The sequence below is a fragment of the Thalassospira sp. CH_XMU1448-2 genome (assembly GCF_037027285.1).
Classification (GTDB): domain Bacteria; phylum Pseudomonadota; class Alphaproteobacteria; order Rhodospirillales; family Thalassospiraceae; genus Thalassospira; species Thalassospira profundimaris_C.
Map to the genome: position 1 here is coordinate 340,317 of NZ_JAYMEA010000002.1, position 22,664 is coordinate 362,980.

The following is a 22,664-nucleotide window of genomic DNA, read 5'->3' on the forward strand; positions in this document are numbered from 1 at the left end:
CACAGATCAGATCAATCCCAGTCGACAAAGCTGTCAACGACAGCACGGTCATAGCCCCCGGCGGCCTTGTAAAGCTGCTGGGAATAGGGATGTTCAAGTTTGCCTTCGGCAAGCTGTTCTGCGGTGGCACGTTCGACAATGCGGCCATGGTTCATGATGGCGATATCGTCGCACATATGCGCAACAACGGCGAGATCGTGACTGACCATGATATAGGTCAGGCCAAGCTCGCGCCGAAGGCGGCTGAGAAGGTTAAGCACCTCGGCCTGAATGGAGACATCAAGGGCCGATGTCGGTTCATCAAGCAGCAATATCTTGGGTTCAAGGATCAGTGCACGGGCAATAGCCACGCGCTGACGCTGACCACCGGAAAGCTGGTGCGGGTAACGGAACCGGAACGAATTATCCAGACCGACCTGATTGAGCGCCTCGACCACACGGGCATCGGAATTGCCAAGACCGTGAATATTGACCGGTTCGGTCAGAATACGGTCGATGGTGTGACGTGGATGAAGCGATCCGAACGGGTCCTGAAACACCATCTGGGCAAGACGGTAAAACGCCTTGTCGCGCTTGGCACCCAGTTCCTTGCTGTTGACCAGAATGTTGCCTTCCCAGTCATCAACAAGGCCGGTGATGGTGCGAAGGACCGTCGATTTGCCCGATCCGGATTCACCAACCAGACCGAACGAGCCGTTTGCAGGTACAGAGATATCGACGTCTTTCAGAACGTGATGATCATCGAACCAGGCATTGAGTTTTGAAATCTCGATCATGTTCTTATCCTTCTGCCCAGCTTGCTTCGCGTTCAAGGATCGGCAGATCGCCATGATCGCCATCCATTTTCGGCAAGCAGTTCAAAAGGCCCTTGGTATAGGGATGTTTGGCTTCGTGCAGGGCAGAGGCCGCAAGTTCTTCGACCACATGTCCCTGATACATCACCAGAACCCGGTCGCAGAAGCTTGAAACCAGTTGAAGGTCATGGCTGATGAAAATAAGTGCCATGCCGCGATCGCGTACCAGATCGTCAAGAATTGCCATCACCTGAAGCTGAACCGTGACATCAAGGGCCGATGTCGGTTCATCGGCGATGATCAGTTCGGGATCAGGGATCAGCATCATCGCGATCATCACGCGTTGCCCCATCCCGCCCGATACTTCATGCGGGTAGGAATTGAAAACGCGTTCCGGGTCGCGGATCTTGACGGCTTCGAGCATGTCAATCGCGCGATGACGGGCTTCCTTGGCGTTGACCTTGTGATGTTCGCGATAGGCCTCGATGATCTGGTCACCAATGGTCATGACCGGGTTCAGCGAATATTTCGGATCCTGCATGATCATGGAAATACGTGCACCGCGCACCTTGCGCCATTGCTTGGGCGTGAGGTTGGCCAGATCAACATCGTGGAAGGTCAGCTGATCGGCGGTAATGCGGCCATTGGCTGCGGTAAGTCCCAAGATCGCACGCCCGGTCTGGGATTTTCCAGATCCTGACTCACCCACAATGCCAAGACGTTCTCGCCCAAGGTTAAAGGAAACACCGCGTACGGCATTCACTTCACCCTTCGGGGTGTTGAAGGTGACTTCGAGGTTCTTGACCGTCAGAAGGGGTTCGTTACTCATGATCAATCCCCTCCACGCGGATCAAGAACATCGCGCAAGCCATCACCCAGAAGGTTGAAGCCAAGACTGACGATGAAGATGGCAATACCGGGAACGGTCGCAACCCACCATTGTTCAAGCAGGAACTGGCGACCGTCAGACACCATGGCACCCCATTCGGGCATCGGCGGCTGTGCGCCAAGACCAAGGAAACCAAGACCCGCTGCAATCAGGATCATGCCCGCCATGTCAAGGGTGACACGCACGACCAGCGAGCTCATGCACATCGGCATGATATGGCCGACGATCAGCCCCATATTCGATGTGCCCTGCAAGCGGGCAGCTTCGATAAAGTCGGATTTGCGCACCGTGATGGTTTCAGCACGTGCAATACGCGCATAGGGCGGCCATGCGGTGATGGCAATTGCAAGGATGGCGTTTTCAAGTCCCGGACCAAGTGCCGAGACAAAAGCCAGTGCCAGGATCAGTTTCGGGAAGGCCAGAAAGATATCGGTGATGCGCATCAGGGTGGCATCGACCCAGCCCCCGAAGAAACCGGCAGCCGTGCCAACCAGAAGGCCAAGCGGGGCGGCAGTAATGGCCACAAGACCGACAATCAGAAGGGTGTATTGCGCGCCATAGATCAGGCGCGACAGAATATCTCGACCAAGCTGGTCGGTGCCAAACCAGTGTTGTGCACCGGGCGACTGGATACGGTTGGTCAGATCGGCAGCCAGCGGATCATAGGGGGCCAGAAGCGGTGCGAAAATGGTGACAAGGATCAGGCCGATCACAATCGAAAGGCCGATCATGGCCAGCTTGTTTTCGGAAAACTTGATCCAGCCGAGCCAGGCACGGCCACATTTGGCCTGAAAGCGTGATTTTGGCGTGTCAGAAGTCAGCCATTGTTTCAGGCCCGGTTTGGAGATGTGAGCTTGTGTATTCATGATTATCTCCGCGCTCTTGGATCGAGCAGGCGGTAAAGCACGTCAGAAAGCATGTTCACGCCAATAAAGACCGCACCAACGACAACCGTTCCGCCAAGAACAGCATTCATGTCGGCATTGAGCAACGAGTTGGTGATGTAAAGACCAAGTCCCGGCCATGCGAAGATAATTTCAGTCAGAACCGATCCTTCGAGCAGGTTGGCGTAAGACAGGGCAATTACCGTAACCAGCGGAACCATCACGTTGCCCAGCGCATGACGCCAGATGATGCGATGTTCGGAAATGCCTTTGACCCGTGCAGTCAGAATGTATTCCTGGCTAAGCTGTTCAAGCATGAAGGAACGGGTCATGCGGGCGATATAGGCCAGTGAGAAATAGGCAAGGATCGAAGCGGGCAGAATGATATGCGATACCGCATTCCAGAACAGATCCATGTCGCCTTCGATCAATGTGTCGATCAGCATCAGGCCCGTGGTCGGCTCGATAAAATCGATATAGAAGGCATCAAGGCGTCCCGGCCCGGCAACCCAGTCCAGTTTCATATAGAAGACCAGAAGTCCCATCAGGCCGAGCCAGAAAATCGGCATCGAATATCCGGCAAGACCAATCACACGCACGACGTGGTCAGGCCATTTCCCTTTGTTGATCGCAGCAAATACGCCAGCGGGAATGCCAAGAACAACGCCAATTATGGTGGCGATGGTCGCCAGTTCCAAGGTCGCGGGGAAGACACGTTTGATGTCGTCAAGCACAGCGTTCGAGGTCAGAACCGACTGGCCGAAATTACCCTGCAGGACGTTGGAAACATAAATAAAGAATTGCTGCCAAAGTGGCAGGTTAAGCCCCATTTCTTCGCGAACGCGGTCATAGGTGCTTTGTGAAGCATGGTCGCCGACTGCGGCCAGAACCGGATCAATCGGCAAAACGCGACCGATCAGGAAGGTAACAAGCAGCAGGCCAAAGAATGTGATGGCGAGCGAGAAGGCAATGCGCAGGAAGCTTCCTGCCTTGCCGGAAATGAGACGGGCGCGTGTGCGCCCGTCCCGGTTTTTGCGTGTAACAGCGGACATTACGACCGTTGTCTCCTTAGTCTTTGGTGACAAAGCGATAGTAGTTGGTGTCGAATGACGGGCCGAGAACGAAGTTGTTCACGTTACCGCGCATCGAAGCAATTTCAGTTTCCTGGAACATGATCACGAACGGACCATCAGCCAGAACTTTTTTCTGAAGTTCGATATACATTGCTTCGCGTTTCGCATTGTCACGCTCGAGGATCGCAGCATCGGTTTCTTCGGTCATGCTGCCCGGGTTCCAGGAGTTACGCCATGCAAGCGGCTTTGCCGATGCATCGTCGGAGTTGTCCGGGTTCCAGGCAAAGGTCGAAGCGTTGGTGTGCGGATCCTGATAATCCGGGCCCCAACGACCGATATAGATGTCGTGCTGACGGGCACGATATTTGGTCAGGGTCTGTTTGTTGTCACCCGGAATGATTTCCAGGTTGATACCTGCCTGCGACCAGGTTGCCTGAATCGACTGTGCCATTGCCATGACGGCGGTGGTGTTGCGGGTATCCATGGTTACGGAGAAACCGTCAGCAAGGCCTGCTTCGGCAAGAAGCGCTTTTGCTTTCTCGACATCAAGGCTGTACGGATTTTCGTTATAGGCACCAAGGAAGCCTTCGGGCAGGAATGCCTGATGGGTCTGTGCACGACCGGCCATGATGGTTTCGGAAATACCTTTGTAATCGACAAGGTATTTCAGAGCCTCGCGAACTTTCGGGTTCGAGAGATATTCATTTTTCTGGGACAGACCAAGATACCACAGAGCGCCTTTGCCCTTCGGCATGACTTTCAGGTCGTCATTGCCGGAAATGGCTGCGATCTGGTCTGCTTCAAGGTTACGGGCGATATCGATATCGCCTTTTTCCAGAAGCAGCTGCTGCGATGCGGCTTCTTTGACATTACGAATGATCACGCGCTTCATTGCGGGTGCACCATCCCAGTAGTCTTCGTTCGCGGTCAGGCTAAGGGTTTCGCCCGGGGTCCATTTGTTCAGTTTGAACGGACCGGAACCGGCGTAGTTGGTTTTCATCCATTCTGCGCCAAGGTCGCCATTTACTTCGTTTTCAAGGACAACCTTTTTGTCAACAACAGCACCAACACCAGCGGTCAGGCAATACAGCACAAAGCTTGGTGCGTAAGGCTGATCAACTTCCATCGAGAAGGTGTAGTCGTCGATAACACGGATTTTTTCTTTGACGTTCTCCGGGGTCAGACCGAACTGACCAAGGATGAATGCAGGAGAACCGTCAATCAGGATCACGCGCTGCAGCGAGAAGGCCGCATCTTCAGCGGTCAGATCATTGCCGGAGGCGAATTTGATACCTTTACGGATATGGAAGGTGAAGGTCTTGCCATCTTCGGAGATATCCCAGCTCTCGGCAGCCTGACCGGAGATCTTTGAGACATCGTCGTTATCAAAGGTAATCAGGCGATCATATGTATTGCCTTCATACTCAAGGGCGGAAAACTCGAACATGCCAGCAGGATCAAGGGTGATCATGTCATCAATGGCATTCGCCATGACAAGCACGTTTTTCGGCGTTTCAGCCTGTGCCGCCAGCGGCATGGTAGCGAGCGCGGTCCCCATGACCAGCCCTGCGATTAATTTGCGCATGATGCGCCTCCCGTTTGTTGTTGTGGGACTGCAGGCCAAGGCGAAGACCGATAGACAATCAAACAACAATCCGGGGCTGTGCAGCGGTCGGCGCACGGCAGGCAGATCGCGGTCAATGCCTACAAGCCCGAAAGTGGGGCGGCCTGCAAGTATTTCGCTTAATGCCCGCAAAGCTGAGCATAATTTATACGATTAATCAATGACCAGACGGTCAGGATTGCCGCAAAACTGAACAAATGACAGATTTCACCAGAATTCACCGTGCAAATGGTTGATTTTTCGACGGTGTCATGTGCGCAGGCATTGTTGTTGGTCGAAATCTGATTCTGCGAGGCGGGAAGGGAGGGGCTTCGGGGGCAAAAACAAAAAAGCACCATCGGATAAACCGTGGTGCTTTTTTGTTTCATTCCCATTGGGAGGGAATGGCGCGAGTGACGGGACTTGAACCCGCGGCCTCCGGCGTGACAGGCCGGCGCTCTAACCAACTGAGCTACACCCGCATGGTGTGTGGCGCGGTTTATATAAAGCCCACCGGACGGAGGCAAGTGTTTTCTGACCGATTTTCAAAGAAAAATGAAACCATCTCAATCGGGGCAGTTTTGACCGGATTTCGGGGTGAAAAACAAAAAAGCACCATCGGATAAACCGTGGTGCTTTTTTGTTTCATTCCCATTGGGAGGGAATGGCGCGAGTGACGGGACTTGAACCCGCGGCCTCCGGCGTGACAGGCCGGCGCTCTAACCAACTGAGCTACACCCGCATGATGTGTGGCGCGGTTTATATAAGGGGTAGTGCACTCTGGCAAGGGCTTTTTTACAAAAAAAGGACAGGGCCGTTTTTTATGGCAGTATCCGTGGAAAATTGTGCCTGTTTTCAATGTTGTAGACCAGATCGCGCAGTGCTGGCCATGGCAGCGGGACGCACATCAATTCGAAGGCATTTGATCAGGCACAGAAAGCGCTGACACTGGTCCGACCAGCAATAATCAATTCGGGTGAATGTGCGTTCTGAACGGGGATAAAAACAAAAAAGCACCATCGGATAAACCGTGGTGCTTTTTTGTTTCATTCCCATTGGGAGGGAATGGCGCGAGTGACGGGACTTGAACCCGCGGCCTCCGGCGTGACAGGCCGGCGCTCTAACCAACTGAGCTACACCCGCATGGTGTGTGGCGCGGTTTTTAACAGTCGGTCATTGGGGGCGCAAGCGGTTTTTGATCTGAATTCGAAATTTCTTCCCGGTTTCCTCTGTGAGTAGAAACCACCCGTTATTCTGAAGCGTCAAGGTTCTCTTCGGGCATGTTTGACAATGTCATTGCAAAGCACAGAAGACACGGAAACAGGTTGGTCAAGAAAGCGGTGCGCCTACCCGGATGCAGAAGACAGATCGTCTCGGAAATGGGGGATGACAAGAGGAAACGCAACATCAGACTGTTGCGTTTCTCAATGCTATTCGCGGGGTAACTCGTGGCGTTCGGCAAGTTTGGTCAGGGCTGCGACGGTGGCCTGTTCGACCGTCGAGCCAAAGCCGGTAACGCGGCCTGCGAGAATGACATAAAGCGAATCAATATGAAGCTGGATGACAAGCAGCTGTTTTTCATTGGCGGTGGTACGGTCCGCAACGAAAGTTTCCAGCGATTTTGCAATCTGGGTCATCAGCGGGTACTGGAACGTACCGCCAAGTGCCTTGACCGAATAGGCAAGGTCTGAGCTGCTGGCCACGGCATCGCTGCGTTTTGTCTTGTCGCCCAGTGCCTGGATGATCTGGCGGCGGCAATCCATCAGGTCCTTGCCGACGTCGCGGACAAAGGTTTCGGAACTGCGTTGCACAACCTGTTCAAGCTCTTCGAGCTGTTCGGGGGACAGATTGATATCAAATCCCTTGATGAAGTTGACAGCTCGCCGCTTCAAATCGGTTTGGGCGGGAATGATCTGTACATTCTTCTTTTTCTTTGGCGCGTCCGGCTTCACGATTGCTCCGCTTCCCCAGTCATAATGGGTCATTCGTCAAGGCTCCTTCGGTCAGGACCATCAAACTGGACCTGCCTGCGGCGTCGGTCTGGACCAAAATACGTTCCGGTATTGATGAAACGTCGTGGTCGAGCAATGACCGATACCAATCGACTATAAAGTGCCTTGGCATTGAATGGTTTGGCAAGAAATTCCGTAATACCAAGGTCGCGTGCGGTTGTTACGTAACGGTGTTCCGAATGCGCAGTCAGCATGATCACAGGAATGAACCGGTTGGGCGAGTTGGTCGAATTGCGCATGACGTCAAGAAATTCAAGACCATCCATGCCACGGAGTCGCCATTCACACACAACGATATCAATCTTTTCACTGCGCAAGACATCAAAGGCATCATTCGGCGTTTTTACGCGCTGAATGTGACTGGCACCGAGATAGGCCAGTGTGTCGTAGACTACTTGAGCTGAAATCTTGTCCCCGTCAACGATCAGAAAACTGATTTTACTAAAGTCGATTTTCGCGTTCATCCGGCCTCGTTTCCTGAGCATCATCACGAATATGCGTCGCTGTTCAGGGACTAACAGCAGCAATTCATCTCGGTTGCTGTTGTATAAACCCTTATACCTTTGTCTGGTTTCCAGCAAGGTCTAACCGCCCCTGATTATGCTGGAGAATCTGACAAATACTGACCTGAGATCAGCAGCAGGCCTGAACTTGCGACGTTTACGTCTTGTTTTTTGAATGCTCGTATCCGGTCCGAACCCACCCATATTGGAGGTGGCGGTCATTTGTAAAGAGGGTGATAGATTATTTCATCGGCTTTGTGGTGCCGTCATTGTCGATCACCTGAACAATGACCCCGGATTCGTCAAACATTTCGGTCGAAATCTTCATATCCTGTTCCCAGCGTTCAAGAAAATCCGCGGTAAGTTTGGTTTTATCCACGAAGACCTCGGCGATTCCGGCCTGAATGATGGCGCGCGCGCAGTCACAGCACGGGAAGTGGGTAACATAAAGCGCGCAACCATCAAGAGATGTGCCGGTATAGCTGGCATTGTAGATGGCATTGCGTTCGGCATGTTCGGTATAGGCGTATTTTTCCGGGCGTTGGTGGCGGCTTTCGACAGCGTCATCCACACCACGCGGGAAGCCGTTATAGCCAACCGCACGGATTTCCTTTTTCGGGCCGATGACAACCGCGCCGACCTGCGTGCTGCGATCCTTTGACCAGTCTGCGATATGGGCTGCAAGACCAAGAAAGCGGTGGTGCCATTTATTCATCGAATGAAGCCCTGTTTGCGTCAATGTGATCGGGGCATTTCGCGTGCGGCGAATGCGGCTTTTCACCTCTTTTAAGAGGGTGCTTCTTGTAATTGTCCAGTGAAAAATCACATTTTTGTAAAGGCATTTAAAGAAAAGTCCCTGTTCAAATAGGGGCTGATTGACTATTAAGGGGGTACCCCCAGAAAAATATCAGGACGCCCTGACGCCTCGCCGCAGATGCAGGCCGAAGCGGTAGGGCTCACGTGTAAACCAAATAACAAGAGGTAGTAGCTGATGCGCCGTCAACGTAAGGCGAAAATCATCGCGACCCTGGGGCCGGCGAGTTCAAAGCCAGAAATCCTCGAGAAAATCGTGAAAACAGGCGTCGATGTATTTCGCCTGAATTTCTCGCATGGGGAACACTCAGAACATCTGGCCCGTTTTGAAGCTATCCGTGCTGTCGAAGCAAAGCTTGGTCGTCCGATCGGGATTTTGATGGACCTTCAGGGGCCGAAAATCCGTGTTGGCACCTTTGCCGACGAGAAGGTCGAACTCGAAGCTGGTGACACCTTCAAGTTCGACATGGACAAGACGCCGGGTGACAACAAGCGCGTTTCCTTGCCGCATCCGGAAGTCTACGCAGCCCTGAAACCGGGTGCGAACCTTTTGCTTGATGATGGCAAGCTGCGCATGCGTGTTGAGAAATGCGATGACAAGTCGGCTGAATGTACGGTCATCACCGGTGGTCCGCTGTCAAACCGCAAGGGTGTTAACCTTCCTGACGTCATGTTGCCGCTGTCGCCGCTGACGGACAAAGACCGTGCCGATCTGGTTTACGGTCTGGAAATGGGCGTCGATTTCGTCGCGCTGTCGTTTGTTCAGCGTCCCGAAGATGTCGCCGAAGCCCGCAAGCTTATCCAGGGCCGTGCAGCCATCGTTTCCAAACTGGAAAAGCCGCAGGCAATCGAGCATCTCGACGAGATCGTCGAGCTGTCTGACATGGTGATGGTTGCCCGTGGTGATCTTGGTGTGGAATGCCCGCCGGAAGATGTTCCGATTCTTCAGAAACGGATCATCAAAGCCTGCCGTGAAGCTGGCAAGCCGGTGATCGTGGCAACCCAGATGCTTGATTCCATGGTATCGAACCCGGCACCGACCCGTGCAGAAGCATCTGACGTCGCGACTGCGATCTATGACGGTGCCGATGCCGTGATGCTGTCGGCAGAAAGTGCTGTTGGCAAGTATCCGCTTGAAACCGTTTCGATCATGGACCGCATTCTGGTCCGTGTTGAGCAGGACGAGCTTTACTACCGCATGCGTGATGCCAACCGCCCGGATCCGGAACATAACGCACCGGACGCGATCAGTGCCGCAGCCCGTCAGGTTGCTGCCACGATCGGCTCCAAAGCCGTGGTCAACTATACCACGTCCGGTTCCACGGCATTCCGTGCCGCGCGTGAACGTCCGGAAGTTCAGATTCTTGGCCTGACCCCGCGCATTCAGACTGCACGTCGTCTGGCGCTATGCTGGGGTGTGCATCCGGTCTTTACCCGGGATGCGACCAACTTTGCCGAAATGGTCGGCATTGCCTGTGAAGTCGCCCAGCGCGAAGAATTTGCCGGTCCGGGTGATTCACTGGTGATCACCGCAGGTGTTCCGTTCGGAACGCCCGGTGCGACCAATATCCTGCGCATTGCATGGGTAAGCAACTGATCGGGATCATCAAGATATCCGGATAACAGATTTAACAAGCGGGCGGCCGGATCGGTCGCCCGCTTTTTTGTGCCCAAAGGCCGGATGCGGGCAGGGGAGAGGGCAGGTATCGGTGAATTTCGGTGCGGGAAAAGCGAGCAGGTTCGCCCAACTTTCGCGGTGAATATCACCGGTTTGTATAGTGCGCTGTATTGTTAATGTTTTTTTGAGTCTTTGCGTCGATAGTCTATTGGTAATCAAGGCTGTGCCTGATGGTTTCGGCCTTTGATGTTGGGGTAATGAATTTATACGTCTAGTCTGGTTGTGTATCACTGTCGGTTCTGGTTAAACTGTTCTGACAAAACATAAAAAACATAGGTATCTGCATTGTTTGATGCCTGATATGCCGCCAGGCAAGGGACCAGGGGAATAGCTGCGATAATGCTGAGTTGGATGTTCAATCGGCAGAAAAATACGGGTGACGCGGGGCTTGATGACAAAGCCACTGCCAAGCTTCGTGATCTTGCTGAAACTGTCCGTACAGTCGCACCTGATGCATTTTCTGCCGATGCCGGCAATGCGCGTGGGCGGTCGATCCCCCGCAAAAGCTCCAGCGAAGAGATTTCAGAACAAAGCGCGCTTGAACATGCGGCACGCCTTTCAACGGAAATGGCGCATGCTGATGATGACGATGATGCTCCGGATTTTGACAGCGATGTCCGTATGGATGTTGCGCGCCGTTTGCGCCGTCACCTGCATGATGTCAGTCCGTCCGAGCGCCTTGAGATGGTCGAGGAATTCGTCGCGGCCATTGCCAATATGGGTGAATGCTATCGCCCGCAGGTGATCAATCTGATTGAGCAGGAACTGGGCCATACGCCTTATATGACCCGTCAGGCTGCAAGCCGCCTGCGCCAGGACATTCAGGCTATTGGTCGGGTGTCGATCGGTGAATATATCGAACTTCTGAGCGATTCCGATTTCCTTGATATCATGCGCGGACGCGGCGAGTTTGTTCAGACCGCTGCCGAACGTGCGCGTGAAGAACAGGAAGCCGCGGCAAGAGCACGCCTGATCGAACAGAAAGCCGAGAAAGAAAAAAGCAGTCTTCTGAACCGGTTGCTGTCATCTGACGATGCGCCGCGCAATGTAGTGTCCATGACCCCGCATTTCGCAGAACGCAAGACAAATGCCCCGACAACATCGGGCAACGACCTTATGGGTGGGCAAAGCCGCATTTCGCGTCAGGCCCAGCGTCGTGTCGCGCATTTCATCATGGCATCGCTGTTTGATACGCTGGTCGAGCAGGGACGCATGCGCACCGAAGTCGCACGTGCCCTTCGCCAGTCCGTGCGCCAGCGTATTGAAAAGGCGCGGTTTGAAAACCGCATGCCGCTTTATGCAGCCGATAGCACAATGGCGATGGATGTGACCGATGACGTGATGCTTGATCACGAACAGGAAGCCGCATCAAACCAGAAAATGACGATTGATCAGTATATTCTTGATGCGGTATCGCGCAACGAGGACGCACTTGTCGTGCAGTCCCTTGCGCATTACGCACAGATACCGGTCAGTGCAGTTTCGAAAATCCTTGATTCCGGAAGCGCGCGTGCGATTACTGCCCTTGCATGGCGTGCGGGCATGACTGCACCGTCATCGGTGGTGCTGCAAATCAGCAACGGCATTCCCGAAGCCAATATCGAAAGCCCGGCAGCGGGGGGACGGTATGCGATGGCCTCAACCGATATGGATTGGTATATCGATTTCTTCAACGACACCAAGCCCGCCACAGCGCGTACACGTGTCGAAAAGGATACGGTTGCACCGGCTGTAAACGCCAAGCGGAACCCCGGTTTGAACCCGAATATCCGGCCGAGAACGGGACGCAACAGCGGTGGCCTTGAAGGCTTGGTCTCTGACAAGCGACTCACCAAGGGTCCAAAAGGAGACTGAGTGCCATGAGCAGCAATCACGGCATCTCGTATGACGCGTTGAAATATGCGCTCAATATCAAGGAAAGTTATCAAAGCGGCGAACCATTGACCGTAACCGGCGCAGCAAAGCAGCAGCGTCTTTTGATGCCGGAGCATTTGCTAAGCAATGATCTGGCATTGATGCAATATGATGATCCTTTGGCACTTGCCGTGATTGCGACCCGTGACCCGGAAAGCCCGATGGCGCTGGCGGCTGCGATCCGCATGGGACCGCATGCCAAATGCAAGGAACTGATTACCGGCGTGTTTGAAGTCGTTTCCGATGCGACCAAGCATGAGCTGGTTGCCGATTGTGCCAAGCTTCTGACAAAGAACGCCTTTAGCCCCGAAGCATTCCATCTGGTGCGCACGCGCGCATCCAACCATGTTGTTGAAATCCGCGAGGCATATCGGCGGGCGATGGCCGATAATTTGCGCGCACTTCTGGATGGCAAGATGGCGGCGCGCGAGTTTGTCGAAGAATTCATCGAGCTGGCATCAAACGGAAATCTGCGAATTGACATCTATCGCCGTCTGGTGATGAAGCTGATGCGATCAGACGCGGTGCGGCCAAGCGTGAAATTCATGCTGCTCGAACGGCTGGACCGGTTCCCGCAGATGGTGAAGCTTCAGATTGTTAACGAGGTTAACTCTGCGCCCGATACACCGGAATATCAGACCCTGAAGCAGGAATTGCGCTGGATCTACGAGACCAAGCAAAAGCAACAGGCACCGCAAACCCCGATCAATGCCAGCAAGCAGCAGCCAACGGCGGCCGAACTGGTGGCGCGTTCACAGATTGACTTCGGGGCGGCAGCCGGGATGCATCGGCGCAATGCCATCATCAAACCGGCCGAGCCGCAGCTTGCACGTAATGCCAACCCTTCGATCATGCGAAGCGGTGGGTTCAGCACGCGCGAACTGTCTTCCTGGCTGAACTAGAACTCGCCCGACAGTGCCCGACAAATATCGGGCAGGGTCAACTGACCAGACGGGACGCGGTTTCAGCTTTGCCAAGCGGGGTATGAAGCCCGATCTGTTTTTCCAGATAAATTGTGCAAATTACGCGTAACAGCGATGCGAAGTTTGGAATGTCGCCACGTTGTGCGACAACTTCGTCATAAATCTTGCCCAGGAATTGCGGGGTGGTGAAACCTTCACCCGACGAGATTTCATCAAGGATTTGCCAGAATCGCAGTTCAAGACGCAGGCTGGTTACCACGCCATTGATCCGTACAGAACGGCTGACACATTGATAAAGTTCGGGTTCGGCACCTGAATAGATTTGACACATGAGGACGGCCTTTCCTGTGATGCGGCCGGTTTTGTATTCCGACCGCTTTTTTCAGGGCCCGTAACCAGTCCAAAGGCAGACCCTGCAGAGTGTTTAACACCAGAGGTCCATGGTCAGGGAAAAATCGCCCAAACGCAACTCACGATTGGGCGATATCCGGTTACAAGTTGATTTCAGTGCCAAGAACAGCAAGGAAGGCGGCAAGCCATTTCGGATGCGCAGGCCATGCCGGAGCGGTGACAAGATTGCCATCGGTGCAGGCGTCATCAATGGCGATGTCGGCATAAATGCCGCCGCCCAGTTTGACTTCGGGCGCGCAAGCCGGATAGGCCGAAACCGTGCGTCCCTTGATGATGTCGGCTGCTGCCAGAAGCTGTGCGCCGTGGCAGACCGCAGCAATCGGTTTACCAGCGTCATTGAAGTCACGCACCAGACGAATGACGTCCTCGTTCAGGCGCAGATATTCCGGGGCGCGACCGCCGGGGATCAGAAGCGCGTCATAGTTTTCCGCGCGCGCAGAGGCAAAATCCGCATTCAGTGCAAAATTGTGACCGCGTTTTTCGCTATAGGTTTGATCGCCTTCGAAGTCATGGATTGCGGTTGCGACCGTATCACCAGCTTTCTTGTCCGGGCAGACCGCATCGACCTTGTGGCCGACCGCAAGCAGGGTCTGAAACGGGACCATGGTTTCGTAATCCTCGGCGAAATCACCTGTGATCATCAGAATTTTTTTGGCAGACATTTGATATCCTCCCGGGGGATGTTGTGGTTTGTTTTGTCCTTCACGGTCAGAAATCATACGCCTGTAAGGTGGCATGCGGGTAACAGCGGGCTACTACACTGACAGCAAGTAGCTTTCGTCAGGAACTGGCACGACACGGACACAAAAAAAGAGGCCCGTTCGGGCCTCTTTTAATGGTTGTGATTTGCGCGGATCAGCTTTTGCTTTCGGTCGGCTTTTTCGCAGCTGTGGTTTTGGTTGCGGTTTTGGCCGTTGTTGCGCGCGAACGGGTCGCCGGTTTCTTGGCTGGTGCCTTTCCTGCCGGTTTGGCAACAGTTTTGGTCGCACTCGCCGTTTCCGGTGATTCGATGACGTGCAGATCGCGTTGCGGGAACGGGATCGAGAAGCCGGCGGCTTCCAGTTCGGTTTTCGATTTGCGGGTCAGATCAAAGAAGGCCGGCCAGAAGTCAGCCGTCGCTACCCAGCCGCGTGCGGTCAGATCGACCGAGCTTTCGCCGAGGGTGGCGACAAAGCTCATCGGTTCGGGGTCTTTGAGAACGCGGGGATCGGACGCAACGAGGTTTTTAAGGAACTCAAGTCCGGCATCAACATCGTCGTCATAGGAAATGCCAACCTTGATGTCGAGGCGGCGGGTCGGGTTGCGCGAATAGTTTTTGATCGCGCTGTTCCAGATTTGCGAGTTCGGCGCAGAAATGAACACACCGTCCGGCGTCTTGAGCAGGGTGGTGAACAACGAGATTTCAACCACGGTGCCCGAGACCGATCCTGCTTCAATAAACTCGTCAATCTTGAGCGGGCGCAGGATCAGGATCATTACGCCAGCGGCAATGTTGGACAAGGTGCCCTGCAGGGCCAGACCGATTGCCAGACCGGCGGCGCCGAGAACCGCGATGATGCTGGTGGTTTCAACGCCGAAATTCGACAGGACAGCGATGATGACAAAAACCAGCACGGCGTAGCGGACAATGCTTGCTGCCAAAGGTTTGAGTGTTGCATCAACAAACTTCGCATTTTTCAGCGAATGGCGCACAAGTGCCGAGGCGCGACCGGCGAACCACCAGCCGACAGCAAGTATGACAATTGCGCCTAGAAGATCCATGCCAAAGCCGAGCGCAAACTCCTTTAGCATTACTGTGATCTTGGATACATCGGTTTCGATCATTTGACCCTCGTCCGCTCTGTGTCTTGGTTGTATTGGTTGATACTCATACGACGGTATGAGAGAATAAGCATTACAGGTTTATGTGTTCTTGAAAAGTGTGTACCGACACCCATTTCTTTCTACGGGTATGGAACAAATCGCGTTTTCGGTCGTTTTGAGACATAATATTACCATCTTTGGTGATAAAGTATCCGCTGAATAACAACCTTCACGACAGGGGTAAGACATGCAGCTTCGTCCGACTATTCTTTGTGCACTTGGTGGTGTAGCGCTTCTGAGTGCATGTAGCAGCGTAGATAATTCCGGTACTGCAGCTATGTATGGCGGTAACCCACTGACATACAGCAGTTCCGTATCTTCCGCGATTTCCGGTACCGAACCCACAACCGCATTCGGCAAGGCGCTGAAGGCTGAATATATTGCCTATGCGCAGCGTGAAGCTGATGAATGGTACGACTTCTTTGATGCTGATTTCTTTGCCAAGAAAGCTGGCAAGGTCGTCGAAGATGAAAACATTCTGCCGGAAGATCCGGCAAACTGGCGTTTCTCGGCAGAGGAAGTTGCACAGAAACGCGCTGTTCGCGATGAACTGATTGCGCTTCTTGATGATGGCAAGCGCGAAGAAAAGCCTGATACCGCTGCCGTTGCGCAGGCACGATTCGATTGCTGGATCGAGGAAAGCGAGGAAGGCTGGCAGGATGACCTGATTAGCCAGTGCTGGAAAGATTTCGAAGCAGCAATGGCCGAGCTTCGTGCGGTTGAACCGGCACCGATGGCTGCACCGGTTGCTGCCAAGGAAGCACGTCTGTTCACGATCTTCTTCGATTTTGACAGTGTTGCGATCACCCCGGTTTCCGAGCGTGTTCTTGATGCGGCTGCGGAACAGTGGGCATCCTCGATGGGCAATGTTGCAATCGTCGGTCACGCCGATGCTTCGGGTTCTGCTGCCTACAACCTGAAACTGTCCGAGCGTCGAGCGCAAGCCGCCCTTGACCAGTTGACTGGTCGTGGCATTAAAGCCGACCAGATCGACAGTGATGCCGTTGGTGAAGGTGATCTTCTGATTCCGACTCCGGATGGTGTTCGCGAACCGCGCAACCGTCGTGTGACGATTTCGGTCGACTGATTTCCGTCATTTACCAAATCTTTGGCAACGAGGTGGCATCATGCCACCTCGTTGTTTTTTTATGTGCTTTTTTCCGTGCCGGACACTTTCGTGGGAATTACAGTTGAAATTCGGATTAATCTGCATAATCTCTGCGAAAGATTTCGATGCGTAAGAGTGAGAGGCGGGGACATATGATAAAGGCCATCAAGGCGGTCTTTTCGCGACGCTCGGGGGGCGTAATACTTGCACTGGCCATGGCGTCAGCGGCAACCACACCGGCAGCAATAGCCGCCGATATCACCCCAGTCGTGCCTTTTGAAAAATATTATGCTGATCAGCGCGGGGATGGAAAATACCTGCGATTTAATGCCTTCTCAGGCGAAATTCCGGGGAAACGCATCAAGGCGCTTTTGCGTTCCGGTCAGGTGATTGGCGACCGTATTCTTCTTTCCGAAGATGTCGCGGTCTATTTCCCGGATGGATATATCGTTCAGTCCCAGGTGCGGTTTGGAAAATATATCCCCACGTCCAGTGTCCAGCCCGGCTCGATATCCAAACGCGAACATCTTACTGAAAACCCCCGCTATGCCCTGGTTGAACGTTTCGATACGATCCTGGGGCGTGAATGCGCACGCACCGAATATGCTAACGGGTTTGCGGCCCTTCGCATCAAGCCTGACGGGGTAGTGTCGCTGGTGCTCGAAACATCGGGTCTTTATGACCAGATCATGGATGAGCACACCACGACCTACAATGTGACCAGTGCGGTTCAGCCGGTCTTTATCGGCAATCAGGGCTTGGTACCCGAATTGATGGCAAAATGCGGACGCGGTTAGGCTGATAACCATCCCTATGATCGAATATATAAAGGCACCGGTTTCCGGTGCCTTTTGTTTTGCCGGTTGATCGGGGATTGATCTGAAATGGCAGCTCAGAACAAGCGGGGAATTTCAATAGCCGGGCAGCGATCCATCACGGCCGTCATACCATGTTTCTGCGCCTTAATTGCGGCATCCGGGGCCAGAACGCCAAGCTGCATCCACACCGCTTTGGCGCCGATTGCGATGGCCTCGTCAATCACACCGGGCGCATCTTCACTATTGCGGAAAATATCGACCATATCGACCGGTTCGGCGATGTCGGCAAGAGTGGCAACAACCGTCTGTCCGTGGATTTGTCCGCCAGCCTGACCCGGATTGACCGGGATGACGTGATAGCCGCGATCAAGCAGGAATTTCATCACCCGATTGGATGGCCGTTCGGCCTTGGGGCTGGCACCAACCAGCGCAATCGTTTTTGTGGTTTCGAGCAAGGCTTTGATATTCTGGTCACTCGGGTTTTCAAACTGGGGCATTTGATCCATCCATCATCAGGGGTGATGATGTGATAGTTATATGTTTGCGATTGCGGTGCAACTGTTTGCGGTCAAGTGCGGGCAGGCAAAGACGGGAAGCCGGTTCTCGCGGAAAGTTGATGACAAGTTTAAATGACGTGGCCGGTTAAATGCGCTTTGAGTAACAGACAGACACACTAGAACAGGCTTTGACTGCATGTATCCATGGCTTGACCCGTCCGGACGTTTTTCCGTTTTCAAACTGGCTGTTTTTATTGCGTTGCTTGTGCCCGGTGCCTTGTTACTCTGGCCGGTGATCGCGCAGGGCGGGGCAACGATTCCGGTCAAGGACGCGATCCTTCAAAGCGGTGACTGGACGATCCGCATATTGCTGATTTCGCTTTTGATCACGCCGTTGCGCCGCATAACCCGGTTTTCGAAGCTTGTGCAGGTGCGCCGTCAAATCGGGGTCGGGGCATTTTGCTATGCGATTATGCATCTTTGCCTGTATGCGATCAGCCAGAATCTTGATCTTGGCCGCATAGCAAGCGAGATCGTCTTGCGGATCTATCTGACCATTGGCTTTGTTGCGGTGCTTGGTCTTGCGGTTCTTGCTGCGACCTCGACCAAGGCCGCCATGCGCAAGCTTGGGGCGAAATGGGGCCGGTTGCACAAGCTGGTCTATCCCATTGCCGTTCTGGGCGTGATCCATTTCTTTTTGCAGTCCAAGGTCGATGTCAGTGAGGCGACCCTGATGGCGGGATTGTTTGTTGCCCTGATGCTGTACCGGTTTGTGCACTGGCGCGGCTGGGCCTTGCGGTCTGCCAGCACACTGATTGTCATTGCGCTGGTTTCCGGGCTGACAACGGCGGGGATTGAATATGCCTGGTACGCACTGGCTACCGGTATCCCGGCAGATCGGGTGGCAGCGGCCAATCTTGAATGGATGTGGCCGCTACGCCCGGCATGGAATGTGTTGCTGGTATCGCTTGTGATGGTGGTGATTTACCCGTTTGGCCGGGACGGTGCCGGGCGGGCAATCATGTCAAACCTTGCAGGCAGTTTGCGTCTTAAGCCGCAGCACTCGCGCGGCGGGTAAGGGCGGTCAGAAGGCCAGCCCCGATCATCACACCACCCCCGACACGGGTCAGACGCCGCATGGCTTCGGGTTTGCGGAACCGTTCACGCAATGCACCGGCCATGATGGCCCAGATGGCGACATTGACTGCGGCAAGCGTCACGAAGGTTGCCGTCATGACAATAAATTGCGGCAGGACCGGACTGCCTGCTGTGATGAATTGCGGCACAAAGGCGATGAAAAAGACAATGCCCTTGGGATTAAGGGCGGTGACCACATAAGCCTGAAGGAACATGCGCGACGGACGGTTGCGTTTGGCATCAGGATTGTCTTGCAGAATATCGGGTTTTTCGCGCCACATCTTGATCCCAAGATAAATCAGATATCCCGCCCCGCACAGTTTCAGCACGGTGAAGGCATCTGCCGAGGTTGCAAGCAGTGCACCGGCACCGGCAAGAGACACAGTCATTGCAGTCAGATCACCCAGGGCAACACCGGGAACCGTTGCCCATGCGGTTTGACGACCTTTGCTCAGCGCGTAGCTGACGACAAGCATGATGGTCGGCCCGGGAATAATCAGGATGACGGTGCATGCAACAACAAAGGCGAGCCAAATTTCAAACGGCATGGTTGTAACTCCTAGGAACATATTATCCATTCACAAAGAACCGTCGGCATGATTGTGTCAAGCCTCCTGCAACCATGCATAGCGGTTCGCTTCCGGCTATTCGTGACGCCATTGCGGATGGCGCTTTTCAACAAAGGCATCGATCCCTTCGCGCGCATCATGTTTTTGCATATTGGCGGTCATGACGTCGGAAGCATAGCCATAGGCATCGGAAAGCGGCATTTCGATCTGTTTGTAGAATGCCTGTTTGCCAAGTCTTACCGTCATGCCGGAACGTGCGGCAATTCCGGCGGCAAGGGCCGCAGTGGCAGCTTCAAGGTCGGCCTCGTCAACCACATCGGAAACAAGCCCCATGCTAAAGGCAAGTTCGGCGGGAACCGGATCACCTGTCAGCAACATCCGCATGGCATGTTTACGAGCGATATTGCGGCTTAATGCGACCATCGGGGTCGAACAGAACAGCCCGATATTCACGCCCGGCGTTGCGAATTTCGCCGTGGATGCCGCAACCGCCAGATCGCAACTCGCAACCAGCTGACACCCTGCTGCTGTTGCCATGCCGCGAACCCGCGCAATAACCGGCTGGGGCAGGGACACGATGCGCATCATCAACCGGCTGCATTGTGCAAACAGACTGGCATGCTGATCGCATTCCGATATGCCACCCATTTCCTTAAGGTCATGACCGGCACAGAACACCGGGCCCTCAGCCGCAAGAATGACACACCGGATGTCAGGGGAATTTGCGATCTGGTCAAACGCATCCTGAAGGGCCGTCATCATCGCGCCCGACAGGGCATTGCGCCGGGCAGGATTGGACATGACAAGGGTGACATATCCATCATGATCATGCCGGATGACGAGTGGGGACGGGGCTGTTTCTGTGGTCATGGGTTCCTCCGTGATGCCTGTTGGTGGTGTCGTTTTTAGTTTTTCTTCCACAGGTGATCGTAGTAGAATTGCACGCAATGGGTCATCAATAAAACCCTTTAGGCGCATCGCATTGATTGTCGCCAGGATAATAAGTCAAACGGTCAAAAAAACCGTAAGGTTGTGGATGAGTGATAGTGATACGCGGCGTCCCAGCCGGGCGCCGAGCCGTTTTGTGTCCCGCCAGAAAAGGCAGGAGGCACTAAGAACGCAGAAACCCGTCCGTGAAACGCCGATTAAACGGTTTGATCGGAAGGACGTAATGGAGCGCGATCTTGAACGATATCGCGCCGAGGCACGCGCGCGCCTGCTTCAAAAAGGGTTTGATATCCCGGCCTTCCTGATGCCCAAACCCAAGGCTCTTGACGAAGACGAGGGGGAAACACCCCAGTCATCCGATACTGATTTCCATGACTATCGCCCACCAGTGATGATGGGCCCGAAACCCGCCCCTATGGTCAACGACAAGAAAATTGCCGAGACCAGACCCGAGCCGGTCCGAAATCCGGTCCGGCCCAAGCCGAACCGGCATGTGCATGTCCAGAACAAGTTTTCCGGGGCGGCGGCCTTGCATGGAGGGATGAATGGTCCGGTGGCGAACAATGCCGCCCGTGAAGCCGAACAAGCCGCCGCCATCGCACAGGAAAAAACGGCTTATGACGACTATGTCGAAAGCCTGAATGGCGGTGCGACCTTGCTGGATCGGGTCCGAGAAAAGGACAATTCAGGTGACTTGGTCGGGGCGGAAGACATTCAGGGGCGGGTGGATGACCTCAAGGAAAAGGAAGTCCGTCAGTCGCGTATTGATCTGCCCGACAACACAGCAAGTTGGGCTGCGCGCGATGAACTTGATCGCAAACGGATGGAAATCCTTGCAAAGCAGGAAATGGCGCGCGGCAAGTCGCGCCGGTCCAACCGAAAGCCGATGACATGGGACAAGTTCCTGCCGCGTGTGGCGGCTTACATGATCGCGGCGGTTGCGGTCGGCTATGTACTGGTGCTGACGGTTAATGAATTCTCGGCAATTATCGGGAAATAGACCGCTATTGTCGAATAGTTGCCGTAATCCCCATATATAGAAAATGGAAACAAGCTTTCAAATGAACTGTTTTGGGGCAGTTCATATGCAGATCGAAAAGAACACAAGGCTGATATAGACGCGGGGCGTGAGTGATAGACCATCAATAAGGGGGCCGTCAGGATCGTGATGCACGGAATTGCATCATGGAAATGACCGGAAATTTGCGTTTACCCTTGTTGCAGGAGCCAGCGAATGACGCTGTGATATCGCCATGATGAATGACGAGACTGGTCAGGAAGGCCGCCGCCCTGTTTATCTGCCCGAGAACCGGTATCATTGGGCGTCCAATGATGAGGTCACTAAGCCTGTTGTCGATTTGTCGCGCGGTCCTGTCAGAGCGCGTTTCAAGCGTAAGACCGGTTCTTCCCCGACATTATCGCCCGGCGAATGGATGCGCGAGAATTTGCCGCAAATCGGGGCGACCGCCATTGTTGCCATTGTGATTGGCTGTGTGGTGGTGGCGATCTATACCGATGTGGCGGGCATCGTTCTGCGTTAATCCGGTTCACATTCCATTGCCAATCTGGCGTGCAGGGGCAGTCTGTCGCCTGCCTGATGCGGGTTGCTTTTTGTCTAAAATATTGACGTTAACGTAAACGTTATGTCAGGCTGTGGTGTCTTTATCAATAAAGCCAAGACAAAACTGGCAATCTGGGGAGGCCCGCATTCATGAATAATTCCCGAACCCGGACCGGGATCACACCGGCGGATTTTGACGCGATCATGCGTGAAAAGGTTCCGTTTGTCGGTGACATGGGGGTCCGCACCGAAAGCCTTGAACATGATACCGCCATTCTGAGATTACCTTTTTCGGAACGCTATCTGCGTCCGGGCAATGTGGTAACGGGGCCTGCGATCTTTGCGCTGGCCGATATTGCGCTTTATGCGGTGGCCTGGCTTGTGGTGCCGCAGGCTGATCTGGCGGTCACGACCGAGGCTACGGTGCATTTCCTGTCGGGGGCAAAGCCCGGAGACCTGATTGCCGAAGCCAAGATCCTCAAGGCGGGCAGGCGGCTTTTGATTGCCGAATGCCATATTCGATCAGACGTTGATAACAGTCTGTGTGCGCATGTGATCGGGACATATGCGATGCCACCGGATCAAAAATAGCCTGAAATCGTGTGGTAAAATAATACCTATCTATTTAAGTTGTTGATTATAAACGAAATATTCCTGTTGTTTTCC

At 53.9% G+C, this 22,664-nt stretch carries 23 protein-coding genes and 3 tRNA genes; 9 read left to right on the forward strand and 17 right to left on the reverse strand.

Annotated elements, in window-relative coordinates; genetic code table 11:
• Positions 1-11: 11 nt before the first annotated feature.
• The 11 genes from WA318_RS08885 to WA318_RS08935 form a co-directional block, all read right to left on the reverse strand.
• Complete coding sequence (locus tag WA318_RS08885) at positions 12-776, reverse strand: ABC transporter ATP-binding protein (RefSeq protein WP_114099995.1); 765 nt, start codon at positions 774-776, stop codon at positions 12-14.
• A gap of 4 nt (positions 777-780) precedes the next feature.
• Positions 781-1,623 (reverse strand): ABC transporter ATP-binding protein, encoded by an 843-nt coding sequence (locus WA318_RS08890; protein WP_114099994.1) that lies wholly within the window; start codon positions 1,621-1,623, stop codon positions 781-783.
• 2 nt (positions 1,624-1,625) lie between these two features.
• A complete protein-coding gene (gene nikC, locus WA318_RS08895) occupies positions 1,626-2,549 on the reverse strand; it encodes a nickel transporter permease (protein WP_336080640.1) in 924 nt (307 codons plus the stop codon).
• A 2-nt stretch (positions 2,550-2,551) separates the two neighbouring features.
• Positions 2,552-3,619 (reverse strand): ABC transporter permease, encoded by a 1,068-nt coding sequence (locus WA318_RS08900; protein WP_114099992.1) that lies wholly within the window; start codon positions 3,617-3,619, stop codon positions 2,552-2,554.
• A gap of 16 nt (positions 3,620-3,635) precedes the next feature.
• On the reverse strand, positions 3,636-5,225 hold the full coding sequence (locus tag WA318_RS08905) for an ABC transporter substrate-binding protein (protein ID WP_336080641.1): 1,590 nt from the start codon (positions 5,223-5,225) through the stop codon (positions 3,636-3,638).
• A 423-nt stretch (positions 5,226-5,648) separates the two neighbouring features.
• Positions 5,649-5,725, reverse strand: a tRNA-Asp gene (locus WA318_RS08910).
• A gap of 183 nt (positions 5,726-5,908) precedes the next feature.
• Positions 5,909-5,985 (reverse strand) — tRNA-Asp (locus WA318_RS08915).
• A gap of 324 nt (positions 5,986-6,309) precedes the next feature.
• Positions 6,310-6,386, reverse strand: a tRNA-Asp gene (locus WA318_RS08920).
• 287 nt (positions 6,387-6,673) lie between these two features.
• Positions 6,674-7,228, reverse strand: a complete 555-nt coding sequence (locus tag WA318_RS08925) for a transcriptional regulator (RefSeq protein ID WP_114097544.1) — start codon at positions 7,226-7,228, stop codon at positions 6,674-6,676.
• Positions 7,225-7,719 (reverse strand): response regulator, encoded by a 495-nt coding sequence (locus WA318_RS08930; RefSeq protein ID WP_068519226.1) that lies wholly within the window; start codon positions 7,717-7,719, stop codon positions 7,225-7,227. The genes WA318_RS08925 and WA318_RS08930 overlap by 4 nt, the downstream gene beginning before the upstream one ends.
• A gap of 280 nt (positions 7,720-7,999) precedes the next feature.
• Positions 8,000-8,473 (reverse strand): deoxycytidylate deaminase, encoded by a 474-nt coding sequence (locus WA318_RS08935; protein WP_114097758.1) that lies wholly within the window; start codon positions 8,471-8,473, stop codon positions 8,000-8,002.
• Positions 8,474-8,749: 276 nt separating this feature from the next.
• Here WA318_RS08935 and pyk point away from each other — a divergent pair, with 276 nt between their 5' ends.
• From pyk to WA318_RS08950, 3 genes are all read left to right on the forward strand, one after another.
• Entirely contained in the window at positions 8,750-10,168 is a 1,419-nt protein-coding gene (gene pyk / locus WA318_RS08940; protein WP_114097545.1) for a pyruvate kinase, read from the forward strand.
• 420 nt (positions 10,169-10,588) lie between these two features.
• Positions 10,589-12,103 carry a DUF2336 domain-containing protein gene (locus WA318_RS08945; protein ID WP_336080642.1) on the forward strand — a complete coding sequence of 505 codons (1,515 nt, stop codon included), beginning with the start codon at positions 10,589-10,591 and terminating at the stop codon, positions 12,101-12,103.
• A 5-nt stretch (positions 12,104-12,108) separates the two neighbouring features.
• A complete protein-coding gene (locus tag WA318_RS08950; protein ID WP_336080643.1) occupies positions 12,109-13,065 on the forward strand; it encodes a hypothetical protein in 957 nt (318 codons plus the stop codon).
• A 37-nt stretch (positions 13,066-13,102) separates the two neighbouring features.
• On the opposite strand, the gene WA318_RS08955 is transcribed toward WA318_RS08950, so the two are convergent.
• The 3 genes from WA318_RS08955 to WA318_RS08965 all read right to left on the reverse strand — a co-directional run bounded on the left by WA318_RS08955 (position 13,103) and on the right by WA318_RS08965 (position 15,321).
• A complete protein-coding gene (locus tag WA318_RS08955; RefSeq protein ID WP_114097548.1) occupies positions 13,103-13,417 on the reverse strand; it encodes a ribbon-helix-helix domain-containing protein in 315 nt (104 codons plus the stop codon).
• A 160-nt stretch (positions 13,418-13,577) separates the two neighbouring features.
• The gene (locus WA318_RS08960) at positions 13,578-14,159 is read right to left on the reverse strand and encodes a DJ-1/PfpI family protein (protein WP_114097549.1); all 582 of its coding nucleotides are present in this window, start codon (positions 14,157-14,159) and stop codon (positions 13,578-13,580) included.
• Positions 14,160-14,352: 193 nt separating this feature from the next.
• Positions 14,353-15,321, reverse strand: a complete 969-nt coding sequence (locus WA318_RS08965) for a mechanosensitive ion channel family protein (protein WP_336080644.1) — start codon at positions 15,319-15,321, stop codon at positions 14,353-14,355.
• Between the two features lie 226 nt (positions 15,322-15,547).
• On the opposite strand from WA318_RS08965, the gene WA318_RS08970 reads away from it, so the two are divergent.
• Both WA318_RS08970 and WA318_RS08975 read left to right on the forward strand, forming a co-directional pair.
• Positions 15,548-16,447, forward strand: a complete 900-nt coding sequence (locus tag WA318_RS08970; protein ID WP_336080645.1) for an OmpA family protein — start codon at positions 15,548-15,550, stop codon at positions 16,445-16,447.
• A gap of 173 nt (positions 16,448-16,620) precedes the next feature.
• On the forward strand, positions 16,621-17,265 hold the full coding sequence (locus WA318_RS08975) for a hypothetical protein (protein ID WP_336080646.1): 645 nt from the start codon (positions 16,621-16,623) through the stop codon (positions 17,263-17,265).
• A 95-nt stretch (positions 17,266-17,360) separates the two neighbouring features.
• On the opposite strand, the gene WA318_RS08980 is transcribed toward WA318_RS08975, so the two are convergent.
• Positions 17,361-17,783 (reverse strand): CoA-binding protein, encoded by a 423-nt coding sequence (locus WA318_RS08980; RefSeq protein WP_336080647.1) that lies wholly within the window; start codon positions 17,781-17,783, stop codon positions 17,361-17,363.
• Between the two features lie 196 nt (positions 17,784-17,979).
• Between WA318_RS08980 and WA318_RS08985 the strand changes: the two genes are divergently transcribed.
• Positions 17,980-18,861, forward strand: coding sequence for a sulfite oxidase heme-binding subunit YedZ (locus tag WA318_RS08985; RefSeq protein ID WP_336080648.1), 882 nt, complete (start codon positions 17,980-17,982; stop codon positions 18,859-18,861).
• Here WA318_RS08985 and WA318_RS08990 read toward each other — a convergent pair.
• Together WA318_RS08990 and WA318_RS08995 are read right to left on the reverse strand one after the other, a co-directional pair.
• Entirely contained in the window at positions 18,833-19,468 is a 636-nt protein-coding gene (locus tag WA318_RS08990; RefSeq protein WP_114097554.1) for a LysE family translocator, read from the reverse strand. The genes WA318_RS08985 and WA318_RS08990 overlap by 29 nt on opposite strands.
• Before the next feature lie 96 nt (positions 19,469-19,564).
• Positions 19,565-20,359: an enoyl-CoA hydratase gene (locus WA318_RS08995; RefSeq protein ID WP_336080649.1), complete on the reverse strand. Its 795-nt coding sequence runs from the start codon at positions 20,357-20,359 to the stop codon at positions 19,565-19,567.
• Positions 20,360-20,660: 301 nt separating this feature from the next.
• On the opposite strand from WA318_RS08995, the gene WA318_RS09000 reads away from it, so the two are divergent.
• The 3 genes from WA318_RS09000 (at position 20,661) to WA318_RS09010 (ending at position 22,589) form a co-directional block, all read left to right on the forward strand.
• Positions 20,661-21,437, forward strand: a complete 777-nt coding sequence (locus tag WA318_RS09000) for a hypothetical protein (RefSeq protein ID WP_336080650.1) — start codon at positions 20,661-20,663, stop codon at positions 21,435-21,437.
• Between the two features lie 253 nt (positions 21,438-21,690).
• Entirely contained in the window at positions 21,691-21,978 is a 288-nt protein-coding gene (locus WA318_RS09005; RefSeq protein WP_114097557.1) for a hypothetical protein, read from the forward strand.
• A 170-nt stretch (positions 21,979-22,148) separates the two neighbouring features.
• On the forward strand, positions 22,149-22,589 hold the full coding sequence (locus tag WA318_RS09010; protein ID WP_114097558.1) for a PaaI family thioesterase: 441 nt from the start codon (positions 22,149-22,151) through the stop codon (positions 22,587-22,589).
• Positions 22,590-22,664 lie beyond the last annotated feature (75 nt).